Source organism: Promicromonospora kroppenstedtii DSM 19349 (assembly GCF_000515355.1).
Taxonomy (GTDB): Bacteria; Actinomycetota; Actinomycetes; order Actinomycetales; family Cellulomonadaceae; genus Promicromonospora; species Promicromonospora kroppenstedtii.
This window is the reverse complement of sequence record NZ_KI911740.1, coordinates 160344-171894: the sequence shown is the minus strand read 5'-3', so window position 1 is coordinate 171894 and position 11551 is coordinate 160344. Positions and strand designations below refer to the sequence as shown.

Here is an 11551-nt window from a genome sequence, read left to right as displayed (position 1 = left end):
TCGGCGGTCGGCGGTCGGCGGTCGGCAGTTGGCGGTCGGCAGTTGGCGGTCGGCAGTTGGCATCGAGATCGGTCCAGGGCTGAGCCGATCTCGATGCCAAGTGCCGAGCACTCGGGAGATGTGCCGAATTTGGTGTGCGGCACGAGCGCCAGGCCGCCGCGCCAGCCGCTCGAGGCCAGGCGCACAAGGCCATGCACACAAGGTCAAGGCGCGGGTCACGCCTCCGGGGTTACTGCCGCCAGCTGCTCGACCAGGGCAGCGCGAACCTGGGCCGGCAGGTCGACGGCGGAGAGCTCCGCGATCTTCTCGGCCGCGCCGCGCGGGCTGCTGACGATGTCCCAGGCCGCGAGCTTCTCCGGGTTCGCCGACTGCGCGGACTCCAGGATCACGCGAGCCGCCTCGGTCCGGTCCGTGCCGATGCGCAGCGGGCCGCCCTCGACCCGCACGACGACCTCGGCCGTGGGCGCGGAGGAGGCGGTAACGCTCCACCGCCCGTCGACGCCATCCACCGGGACGACCGTTCCGTTCACCGTCACCGAGCCCTCGGGCCGGGCCGCGAGGAACGTGATGGTCCACTGCCGCTGCGCGGGCAGCGCCGACGCGTCGCCGCGCACGGGCTCGATCCGGAACTCGCCGCGCTCGCGGTCCCACGTCAGCGCGGTCCGCGCGGCCGGGCCGCCACCGACGCCGCCCGCCCCCGCGAAGCTGTCAGTCCCCGCGAAGCCGTCAGTCCCAGCGAAGCCGTCAGTCCCAGCACCGCTCCCGCCAGCAGCCACAGCACCAGCACCAGCACCAGCACCAGCACCAGCACCAGCACCAGCCTGGACACCACCCTCGACGTCCTCCGCCAGCACGAACTCCCCCGACGCCCCCGGCGCCACCAGCACCTCCAGCGCCTCGGGATTACGCGTCGCGTCCAGCTCCACACCGCCATCGAGCGGCAGGATCCCGCCGGCCCGCAGCAGCGCCGGCACCGACCCGAGCGTCCGGTGCATCTCGACCGTGCGTCCGCCCTGGTAGACGGCGTCGGTAAAGATGTCGGTCCAGAGCCCCTCGGGCAGCCACACCTTGACGCGACCCCGCTGCGAGGCGACGTCGCGGGGCGTCGTGACGGGCGCGACCAGCAGCTCGCTGCCGAACGCGTACTGGTTGGGCACCTCGTACGCCTCCTGCCGCCGCGGCTCCAGGTGGTACATCGGCCGCACGAGCGGCACGCCCTCGGCAGCGCGGTGGTTCATCGTGTGCAGGTAGGGCACCATCCGGTGCCGGAACCGCAGCGCGTCGTCCATCGCGGCGCGGTGCTCGGGCGGGAAGACCCACGGCTCCTTGCGGATGAACGGGTTGTTCGCCGAGTGCAGCCGCATGATCGGCGAGAAGACGCCGAACTGCACCCACCGGGTGGCGAGCTCGTCGTCGCGCACGCCGCGGGTGTGCCCGCCGATGTCGTGGCTCCACCAGCCGTAGCCGATGTTGGCGGCGGTGGCGGTGAACTCGGGCTGGAAGTCGAGCGACTCCCACGAGACCACGGCGTCGCCGGAGAACCCGACGGCGTACCGGTGGCTGCCGGGGCCCGCGTACCGGGAGAACGTCATGCCCGGCTTGCCGTCGCGGGCGGCGTCGAGGTGGTGGAAGTGGTTGAGCACCCAGAGCGGGTCCACGCCCGGCATCCCGGAGGTACGGCCCTGCTGCCAGTCGATCCACCAGAAGTCGACGCCCTGCTCCTCGAGCGGGTGGTGCAGCTCCCGGAAGTACGCCTGGAGGAACGCCGGGTCGGTCGGGTCGAAACCGATGGGCTGCTCGGTGTCCGGGTCCACGCCCAGGGCGCGTGCCATGGCGGGGTACGCGTCCTCGAAGGCGCGGACGCCGTCGGCCGGGTGCAGGTTCAGCGTGGTGCGCAGCCCGCGCTCGTGCAGCGCGCCGAGGAACGCGGCGGGGTCCGGGAAGAGCGTGGGCTCCCAGGAGTAGCCCGTCCAGCTGCTGCCGAACCGCTTCGGCACCGAGTCGACCCGGTGCCAGTCCATGTCGATCACCGCGACGGAGAACGGGATGCGTTCCTCGTCGAACCGGTCCATGAGCGCCAGATACGACTCGTCGCTGTACGGGTGGTAGCGGCTCCACCAGTTGCCGAGCGCCCAGCGGGGCAGCCGCATCGGACGCCCGGAGACCCGGTAGAGGTCGCCGACGGCGTCGGTGTAGTCATGGCCGAACGCGAACACGTACAGGTCGCTGCGGCCGGGCACGCGCGAGCCCACCCAGCCGTCGTCCTCGAACAGGAACGACGTCGAGTCGTCGACCACGCCGATGCCGTCGCGGGACACGACGCCGGGTTCGAGGTCGGCCCGGCCGTCGACGTCGTCCAGGGTGCGCGCGGTGCCGCCCAGGTCGCGGGTGGGCTCGCCGTACCGCCAGCGCCCGGAGTCGCTGCCGAGGATCTCGACCACGAGCCCGCTCGCCGAGAACTCGCCGCCGTCGTACCGCAGGCGGGCGCGTGCCGTGGTGACCACGACGCCGTCGCCCACCCGCTCGACGGCGAACTCGGCCTGCGGCAGGTCGCGCCGGATCGCGAATGTCGAGGCGCGGTCCTCGAACCCGCCGTCTGCCGAGCGCTCGACCCGGAAGACGCCGTCGCTCAGCACGGTGATGCGCCAGCCCGCGCCGTGCACCTGCTGCTCGGACCGTGCCCGGGGCGCGGCCTCCGGCAGCGGCCGGACGACGGACAGGCTGTCGACGATCTCTGACATGGAACTCCTCGGTGCTTGCGGTGCGTGCCAGTCGGCGGGGCTGGCTCAGTGCTTGGGAACGACTCAGTGCTTGACAGCGCCCTGCGTCACGCCGCTGATCACCCAGCGCTGCGCGAACAGGTAGACGACGATCGTCGGCGCCATCGCCATGAGGTACGACGCGAAGGCGACGTTGTAGTTGGTGCCGAACTGGCTCTGGAAGATGTTCTGCACCACGGGCAGGGTCTGCAACGTGGGGTCGGACATGATGAGCGACGGCATCATGAAGTCGTTCCAGGACGCCAGGAACGCGAAGATGCCGACCGTGGCGTTCATGGGCCCGAGCAGGGGCAAGATGATCCGCCAGAAGATCTGCCACGTGCTCGCGCCGTCGATCCGCGCGCTCTCCTCCAGCTCGATCGGGATGGAGCGCAGGTAGGCGGTGTAGAGCAGCACGCTGAACGAGAGCTGGAACATCGCGTGGAGGATCCCCACGCCGAGCGGGTTGTCCAGACCGGTCAGCGCCGTGAGCTGGATCTGCGGCAGCGCGACGACGGGGAACGGCAGGAACAGCGCCGCGAGCAGGTAGATCATCGACCAGCGGAAGAACCGGTGCGACCAGTTCCGGGCGATCGCGTAAGCCGCGAGCGAGCTGAGGAGCAGCGTGAGCAGCACGGCGATCGCCGCCACCGCCAGCGAGATGCCGAACGAGACCGGGAACCGCGTGAGCGACCAGGCCTCGGCGAAGCTCGCGGGGTTGAACGGCGCGGGCAGGGAGAACGCGTTCCCGTCCGCGGACTGCCCGCTGGTCTTGAACGCCATGGACAGCGTGACGTACAGCGGCACGAAGACGGTGAGCGTCGCGAGGCCGAGCACGATCGTGAGCGGCCAGTTGGTGCGGTGCACCCGGCCCACCTTGGTGGGGCGTGCGGATCGGGCGGACGGGCGCGGGCCGGCCGCGCGGGGGCCGTCAGCGCGAGAGGTTTCGACGGTGGTCACAGCTGGACCGCCCTTCCACGGGTGGCGACGATCTGGGCGACGGAGATGAGCGCGGTGACGACGAGGAACACCGTGGCGTTTGCCATCTGGTAGGCGTAGTCGCCGCCGGTGAAGCCGCCGAAGATCGTCATGGCGACGCTGCTCGTGGCCGTTCCGGGCCCGCCGCCGGTCAGGCCGACGATGACGTCGTACACGCCGAGGTAGCCCTTCACACCGAGGATCGTGTTGATCAGGATGAAGCCCGCGATGAGCGGCACGGTGATCGAGCGGAACTGCCGCCAGGGCGTGGCGCCGTCCAGGGCGCTCGCCTCGTACAGGTCGTTCGGGATGGACGTCAGCCCGGCCGTGTAGACCAGGAGCGCGCCCGGGATGGTCTGCCACGCGGACACGATCACGATGGACAGCCAGGCCAGGTCGGGGTTGCCGAGGATGCTCTCCTCCAGCGGCCCGAACCCGACCGCCGTCGCGATGGCGGGCAGCGAGTTGGAGAACAGGAAGTTGAACACGTACGCCACGACGATCCCGGAGACCACCATCGGGATGACGAACACCGTGCGCAGTGTGGTCGCGAACCGGATGCGCCGGGTCAGGGCCACGGCCAGGGCGAGCGCGATCGTCTGGGCGACGACCACGGTGACCAGCGCGAACCCGAGCGTGAACCCGTACGACTCGAGGATGCGCGGGTCGCTGAACAGCGCGGCGTAGTTGCGCAGGCCCAGGAACGACCAGTCACCGAACCCCACGTAGTCGGTGAGGCTGTAGAAGATGCCGATCAGCGCCGGGACGATCACGAACGCCGTGAAGATCAGCAGCGTCGGGACCAGGAACACGTAGTAAAGCGGTTCCACGCGCCGACCGTTCGCGCGCCGGGCCGAGCGCCCGCCCGTGCGGCCGGCCGACGACGTGCGCCCCGCCGCCGTCGTGCTCTGGTACATCGTTGTGTCAGTCATACCGTGGCCTCCCGTCCGGCGAGCCGGCGCCAGTCGGCGTCGAGCTGGCGGAGCATGCCCTGGAAGTTGCCGCTGCGGATCGCGGACTGCAGGTAGTTGCCGAGCGGGATCGACGTCGGCACGAACGTCCCGGCGCCCTGGTAGAAGGCGGCGCGGTCCACGTAGTCCTGGAGCCCGGCGAGCCGCTCATCCTGCTGCGGCGGCGCGTCCTTGAGCGTCGAGTACGCGAGGTTGTCGGCGTTGTAGGCGTTGAGGACGTCGGGCCGCATCAGGAACTCGACCAGCTCGCGCGCCTCGTCCTGGTGGGTCGACGCCGTCGGGATCCACAGGCCCAGGTCGATGTTGACCCGCGCCTGCCGGTCCTCGGGGTTCTCGGAGACGGGCAGTGGGAACGTGCCGATCTCCAGGTCGGGGTCGACCAGCGCGATCTGGCTGAGCGCCCAGGGACCCTGGAGGTACATGGCCGCCTCGCCCTTGCCGAACGCGAGGTTGCCGTCGGCGTAGGCCCGCACGGCGTGGTCCTTGTTGAAGTACGACGAGATGGTCTTGGCGCGCTCCATCGGCACGGCGAAGTCCTTCTCGAAGGAGACCTCCGAGTCCGGCCCGACGTCGGTCCCGAGCTCCTTGAGCCGGCGGAAGAACTCGCCCGGCGCCACGAGGCTGCCCACCGAGTAGTCGAAGAGACCCTGCCAGAGCGTCCAGGTGTCGCGGTCGGTCGCGTAGATCGGCGTGATACCGGCGGCGACGAGCTCGTCGCAGATGTCGACGAACTGCGACCAGGTCTCCGGGACGGGCAGCTCGTGCTCCGCGAAGATCTTCTTGTTGTAGATGACGCCGGCGGCGGCGAGCGAGTACGGCAGCACGCTGGTGCGGCCGGGGTAGGTCGCGTACTGGTCGGTCAGCTCGCCGATGTCCGTGCGGACCGTCTGCGCCGACGGCAGGTCGGACAGGTCCCCGAGCACGCCGCGCTTGATGTAGCGGGCCAGCTCCAGGTTGTCGTTGAAGCAGCCGACGTCGGCGGGCTCGTTGCGCACGAACTGCGGGGCGATGGCCACGGTGCTGTCGTGCACCACGGTGATGCCCGGCCGTTCCTTCTCGAACCGGCGGAGCAGCTCGTCGAAGTAGGCGATGACCTCCTGCTTCTGCTCGTAGAAGCGCAGGGTGACACCCCCACCGCCGCCCGACGACGACGTGGCCGACGACGGCGCGCAACCGGCCACGCCCAGCGCGACCAGCGCGGCGGAGCCGGCCAGGAAAGACCTCCGGCTCACCGGGGCGGAACGACCAGAACCTGGACTCACGCTGCATCTCCCATGCTCGAACTCCGTTGCTCGCGGCGACCGTCGGAATTTACAGCGCTGTAAACAATCCCGTCAAACGTCCGACCCTCTCCAGGCGCCCGGCCGGACGTCGCGTGGCAGGATCACGCACGGAGGTCCCGGATGAACACCGCACAGCCGCCCGAGCGCACCAGCGAGCGCCTCATCGCGTTCCTCGACGCCGCGATCGCGATCTCGATGACGCTGCTGATCCTGCCGCTCATGGAGAGCGTCTCGGAGGCGGTCGCCGACCAGCGGACCGTGGTCGAGTACGTCCGGGAGCACTCCTGGCAGCTGGTCGCCTTCGCGCTGAGCTTCGTGATCATCGCGATGTTCTGGCGCCTGCACCACGGCATCCTGCACGCGGACACCCCGGCGGGCCGACGGCGGACCAACCTGCAGCTCGCGTGGCTGTTCACCATCACGGTGATGCCCGTGGTCACGGCGCTGACGGGCGGTCTGGACACCGACCGGGGGGTCGTGGCGTCCTATATCGGCACGCTCGCGGTGAGCGCCTGGCTGCTGTTCACGATCGCCGTCGTCGAGCGCCGCACCCGGACCGCCGCCGGGCTGCCCGTGGCGGCGTCGATCGCGGCGATGCCGCTGTCCCTCGCGCTGCTCTTCACGCTCGCGCTGCTGCTCGGCCTGCTGGTGCCGTCGTACCTCTGGCTGTTCGTCATGGCGCTGGTGACGCCGCTGCGGGCGGTCCTGCTGCGGGCCGGCGTCGTCGGCCGGTAGAACACCTCGTAGAACACCTCGTAGAACACCTCGGATAAGGCGGTCAGGAATCGAGAAGCGCTGCCCGCACCCCGCTCCCTAACGTTGTGGGCATGGCAAACATCGACTCCGTCACCCTCGAGGTGGCCGACCCCAGCACCGCACGTTCCTTCTACGACGCCGCCTTCGGCCTGGGCGAGGACCGCCTCCGCCTGACCGCCGGCGAGACGCCGTCCTCCGGCTTCCGCGGGTTCCACATCTCGCTGGTCGCCGACCAGCCGGGCGACGTCCACGCCCTGTTCGACGCCGCCGTCTCCGCCGGTGCGACCGTTCTCAAGCCCCTGGCCAAGTCCATGTGGGGCCACGGCGGCGTGGTCCAGGCGCCCGACGGCACCATCTGGAAGGTCGCCACCTCCGCCAAGAAGGACACGCGGCCCGCCGAGCGGCGGTTCGACAAGATCGTCCTCCTGGTCGGCGCCGACGACGTGTCCGCGAGCAAGAAGTTCTACGTGGGCCACGGCCTGACGGTCGGCAAGAGCTTCGGCTCGTACGTCGACTTCAAGATGGGCTCCAGCCCCATCGGCTTCGGCCTCTACAAGCGCGCCGCCCTGGCCAAGGACGCCGGGGTGCCGCCGGAGGGCACGGGCTCGCACCGGCTCACGGTCGGCGGCGACGTCGGCGAGTTCACGGACCCGGACGGGTTCGCATGGGAGTCGGTGCGGGTGAACTCGTAGTGGTGGGCCGGTCGTGGTGGGCGCTCCCGGTCACGTGTCCGCGAGCGCCCCGGCCACGGCCGCCCGCAGCGCGGGCACGACGTCCGCCTCGAACCACGGGTTCTTGGCCTGCCAGCGAAAGTTCAGCGGCGACGGATGTACCAGCGGCACGGTTTCCGGCAGGTATTCCTGGTACGCCCGCACGGTCTCCGTCAGGCTCTTCTTGGCCCGGCCGCCCAGGTAGTACTTCTGGGCGTAGCTGCCCACCAGGACCGTGAGACTGCGGTGCGGCAGCTCGGCGAGGATCCGCGTGTGCCACCGCTCCGCGAATCCCTTGCGCGGCGGCAGGTCGCCTGACGCGCCCTTGCCCGGGTAGTAGAAGTCCATGGGCAGGATGGCGAACAGGTCCGGGTCGTAGAACTGCTCGTCGGTCACGCCGAGCCAGGTGCGCAGCTTCACGCCGCTGGCGTCGTTCCACGGTTTGCGGCTCTCCTGGGCCTTGCGGCCGGGGGCCTGCCCCACCAGGACGATCCGGGCTCCCTCCGACACCGAGTAGAGCGGCTCCCAGCCGAGCTCGGCGGCCCAGGCGTTGGCGGGGTCGGCAATGATCTCCGCTCTGATCAGGTCGAGGTTGCCGGTCACCGGCCCAGTCTGTCCCCCGTGCGAGCTACCCGCGAGTGTCCACCCCGCGGTGACGACTGCTGACGTGGGAATTCATAGCGTTCGGGGTGGCACGCGGCGCCCGGCCGCGGCCTCTCCCGAAGGAGTCATCGTGCGTCTCGTGTGGCAGCTCATCGCGGTTGTGGCGGTCTCGTTCCTCGGCGGCCAGGGCCTCATGGCGGTCCAGGACAGCCCCTGGCTGACCCTCGCGGTCGGCCTCGCCGCCGCGGTGGTCGGCGTCGTCGTCTATACGTGGGTCGTGCGGCTGACCGAGCGCCGACCCGTCATCGAGGTGGAGCTCAAGGGTGCAGCACCCGCGCTGACCTGGGGCACGCTGCTCGGGCTCGGGCTGTTCGGCCTGGTCATCGTGAACCTCGCCTTCCTCGGCAGCTACACCGTGCACGGCCTGGGCTCCCCCATGGGCGCGCTGGGGCTGCTCGGCTTCATGGCCGCGGCAGCCGTGACCGAGGAGCTCATGTGGCGCGGCGTCCTGTTCCGGATCGTCGAGGGCTGGACCGGCACCTGGATCGCGCTGACGCTCACCGGCCTCCTGTTCGGCCTGGCGCACTTGCTCAACCCGAACGCCACCCTGTGGGGCGCCGTCGCCATCGCGCTCGAGGCCGGCGGCATGCTGACCGCCGCCTACGTCGCCACCCGCAAGCTCTGGGTGCCGATCGGCCTGCACCTCGGCTGGAACGTCGCCGGCAGCGCCGTCTTCAGCACCGAGGTCTCCGGGAACGACACCCCGCAGGGCCTGCTTGACGCCACGACGTCCGGCCACGTGCTGGTCACCGGCGGGGCCTTCGGCCCCGAAGGCAGCCTCTACTCCGTGGTGTTCTGCGTGATCACGGCCGCGATCTTCCTGGTGATCGCCCACCGTCGCGGCCGCATCGTGCCGCTGAGCCGCGCCGCCCGGGCCGCCCACGCCGCAGCAGCCGCCACTGCCGCCGCTGCTGACAAGGCCGCTAGGCTCCCCGCGTGACCGACCTGCGCAGGGCCCTGGACCGGTGGCGCCGGCTCGACGTCACCGTCCGGGACCTGCCGCTCGCCCTCGGGTTCGCCGGCCTCGCATTTCTCCCGTTCCTGCGCGAGTACGGCACCCAGGTCGGCGAGCTGCCCGCCCGTCCCCTGGACGGGTGGGCGGTTCTCGTCATCGCCCTGCAGTGCCTTCCCCTCGCGGTCCGACGGCGATTTCCGGCGGTCTGCATGCTCCTGGTCGCGGCCGGCTTCGCCGCCGCCCAGGTCACTGGCTACCACTCGTTCGCGGGCAACGCCCTGGGCGTCGCCCTCGTGAGCACCGGCGCCCACCTCGGCCGACGACGCCGCGTGGTCCCCGCCGTCCTGACCGTGGCCTACGTGGCGCTCGCTGTCGTGCTCGACCGGCTGACCGGGGCCGAGCGTGTGGACGAGCTCGTCACGTTCTACCTGGCGATGGCGCTGGCATGGGGCGTCGGCGTCTGGCTGCGCTCCACCCGGGCGGCCGAGGCGGAGCGCCGGCGCCGGGTCGCGCAGGACACGCTGGTGGCGGAACGCACCCGGATCGCCCGCGAGCTGCACGACGTCGTGACCCACCACGTCACGGCGATGGTGGTGCAGACCGAGGCGGCGAAGTACCTGACCGCGGCACCCGAGCGCATGGGGCGGACCCTGGACGCCGTCACGGACACGGGCCGGCACGCCATCGCCGACCTGCGGCACCTGCTCGACCTGCTCGATCCGGGGCACGACGGCGCCGCGCGGACGCCGTCGGCGGGCGAGGTGCGCGACCTGGTGGAGCAGACGCGGCGGGCCGGGCAGCCGGTGGAGCTGGTGGAGGACGGCGAGCCGGCCCGCTCGGCGGACAGCGCCGGGCTGACCGTGTACCGCGTGGTGCAGGAGGCCCTGACCAACGCGCTCAAGCACGCGCACGGCGCCCCGACGGCGGTCGACGTGCGGCACACGGAACGGGAGATCGTCGTGGAGATCAGTACGGCGGGTACGGGTGGGAGTTCCGGGACGGCCGTGCCTGGCGGGAGCGGGCGCGGGTTGGCGGGCCTCCGCGAGCGGGTGGTCACCCTGGGCGGCGAGTTCGGCACGGAGCGCCTGGACGACGCCGGCTTCGTCGTGCGGGCGCGGGTCCCCCGCGCGTACTCGACCGTGGCGGACCGGACGTGAGCGGCGAGGTGCCGATCCGGGTGCTGGTGTGCGACGACCAGGCGCTGATCCGCACGGGCTTCGCGACGATCATCGACGCCCAGCCCGACCTGGAGGTGGTGGGCGAGTGCGCGGACGGGCGCGCCGCCGTCGACCTGGCGCGGCGGCTGGAGCCGGACCTCGTGGTGATGGACGTCCGCATGCCGGTGCTCGACGGGATCGAGGCGACCCGCCTGCTGGCCGGCGCCGGGGTCGAGCGGCCGGTCAAGGTGCTGGTGGTGACCACGTTCAACCTGGACGAGTACGTGTACGAGGCGCTGCGCGCCGGGGCCAGCGGGTTCCTGCTCAAGGACGCCCCCGCCGGACAGCTCCTCCAGGGCATCCGCACGGTCGCGAGCGGCGCGGCGCTGCTGGCGCCCGAGGTGACGCGACAGCTCGTCGGCCGGTACGCGGCGCGCATCCGGCCCGCCGAGGCCCCGGTCGCCGACACCGCCCTGACACCGCGCGAGCTGGAGGTGCTGCGGCTCATCGCGGACGGCCGGTCCAACGGCGAGATCGCCGCGACCCTCGTGATCAGCCAGGAGACCGTCAAGACCTACGTGTCGCGCATCCTGGCCAAGCTGGGCCTGCGCGACCGGGTGCAGGCGGTGGTGCACGCCTACCGCACGGGGCTGGTGACCTGACACGCGACGGGCTGCGCGCGGAGTGCCGAGCGGCGCCTTCGAGCACCGGGTGATCTCCGCGCCTCGGCCCGCCAGGTCCATGCGTGCGGACGTACGTTGAAGGTCCGGAGGGCGGACCGGGTCCGACCGACCTACCCGGACGCCCTTCACCACGAGGAGGTGGTGAACATGAGGCGTGTCATCCTGACGTGCGTCGTGACAGCAGGGCTGACCCTCGGCGGCGCCATGTCTGCCATGGCGGGCGAGACCAACGGCAACGGCGACCCGGTCCCGGGTGCGCACCAGGCCAGCTCGGCCTGCGCGTTCTCCGGCAGGGACCTGCCCGACGCCCAGGAGAACCAGCCGCCGGAGTTCAACGACGACTTCGTGACGGGCGGCAGGGTTCAGAGCTACGGCAAGTTCGTGAGCCACGGCCTCAAGGACGCCGTGCCCAGCCCCGGCGTCGCCTGCCGCGGCAACGTCGACTTCGAGGGCTGACGCCGACGCGCGGTCCGGCGTCCTGTCGCCGTCCGCCACCCCCTTCGAGGCCTAAGTTTCTTCGCTTTCCGACGCCGGAAAGCGAAGAAACTTAGGCCTCGAAGGTGAGCCCACCCGCCAGGTCCAGCCGTCAAGCCCAGCCGTCAAGCCCAGCCGCCAGGTCCAGCCGTCAGACGCAGG

Annotated in this window: 11 protein-coding genes; 6 read left to right on the top strand and 5 right to left on the bottom strand. The window is 71.2% G+C overall.

Annotated features, from left to right (window positions below):
- Positions 1 to 215: 215 nt before the first annotated feature.
- The 4 genes from PROKR_RS23250 to PROKR_RS23235 form a co-directional block, all read right to left on the bottom strand.
- Complete coding sequence (locus tag PROKR_RS23250) at positions 216 to 2741, bottom strand: glycoside hydrolase family 31 protein (protein ID WP_051433274.1); 2526 nt, start codon at positions 2739 to 2741, stop codon at positions 216 to 218.
- Between the two features lie 63 nt (positions 2742 to 2804).
- Positions 2805 to 3626, bottom strand: a complete 822-nt coding sequence (locus PROKR_RS23245) for a carbohydrate ABC transporter permease (RefSeq protein WP_036968096.1) — start codon at positions 3624 to 3626, stop codon at positions 2805 to 2807.
- An 89-nt stretch (positions 3627 to 3715) separates the two neighbouring features.
- Positions 3716 to 4669, bottom strand: a complete 954-nt coding sequence (locus PROKR_RS23240) for a carbohydrate ABC transporter permease (RefSeq protein WP_245605943.1) — start codon at positions 4667 to 4669, stop codon at positions 3716 to 3718.
- Positions 4666 to 5940: an ABC transporter substrate-binding protein gene (locus PROKR_RS23235; RefSeq protein ID WP_036968092.1), complete on the bottom strand. Its 1275-nt coding sequence runs from the start codon at positions 5938 to 5940 to the stop codon at positions 4666 to 4668. Before PROKR_RS23235 ends, PROKR_RS23240 begins: the two co-directional genes overlap by 4 nt.
- Positions 5941 to 6111: 171 nt before the next feature.
- On the opposite strand from PROKR_RS23235, the gene PROKR_RS23230 reads away from it, so the two are divergent.
- Both PROKR_RS23230 and PROKR_RS23225 read left to right on the top strand, forming a co-directional pair.
- Positions 6112 to 6726: a TMEM175 family protein gene (locus tag PROKR_RS23230; RefSeq protein WP_051433272.1), complete on the top strand. Its 615-nt coding sequence runs from the start codon at positions 6112 to 6114 to the stop codon at positions 6724 to 6726.
- 92 nt (positions 6727 to 6818) lie between these two features.
- Positions 6819 to 7439: a VOC family protein gene (locus tag PROKR_RS23225; RefSeq protein WP_036968089.1), complete on the top strand. Its 621-nt coding sequence runs from the start codon at positions 6819 to 6821 to the stop codon at positions 7437 to 7439.
- A gap of 30 nt (positions 7440 to 7469) precedes the next feature.
- On the opposite strand, the gene PROKR_RS23220 is transcribed toward PROKR_RS23225, so the two are convergent.
- Positions 7470 to 8060, bottom strand: coding sequence for a uracil-DNA glycosylase family protein (locus PROKR_RS23220; protein ID WP_036968086.1), 591 nt, complete (start codon positions 8058 to 8060; stop codon positions 7470 to 7472).
- Positions 8061 to 8190: 130 nt separating this feature from the next.
- On the opposite strand from PROKR_RS23220, the gene PROKR_RS23215 reads away from it, so the two are divergent.
- From PROKR_RS23215 to PROKR_RS23200, 4 genes are all read left to right on the top strand, one after another.
- A complete protein-coding gene (locus PROKR_RS23215) occupies positions 8191 to 9060 on the top strand; it encodes a CPBP family intramembrane glutamic endopeptidase (RefSeq protein ID WP_036968083.1) in 870 nt (289 codons plus the stop codon).
- Positions 9057 to 10232 carry a sensor histidine kinase gene (locus PROKR_RS23210; RefSeq protein ID WP_036968080.1) on the top strand — a complete coding sequence of 392 codons (1176 nt, stop codon included), beginning with the start codon at positions 9057 to 9059 and terminating at the stop codon, positions 10230 to 10232. Before PROKR_RS23215 ends, PROKR_RS23210 begins: the two co-directional genes overlap by 4 nt.
- The gene (locus PROKR_RS23205; protein ID WP_245605942.1) at positions 10229 to 10894 is read left to right on the top strand and encodes a response regulator; all 666 of its coding nucleotides are present in this window, start codon (positions 10229 to 10231) and stop codon (positions 10892 to 10894) included. Before PROKR_RS23210 ends, PROKR_RS23205 begins: the two co-directional genes overlap by 4 nt.
- Before the next feature lie 168 nt (positions 10895 to 11062).
- Complete coding sequence (locus PROKR_RS23200; protein WP_036968252.1) at positions 11063 to 11371, top strand: hypothetical protein; 309 nt, start codon at positions 11063 to 11065, stop codon at positions 11369 to 11371.
- Positions 11372 to 11551 lie beyond the last annotated feature (180 nt).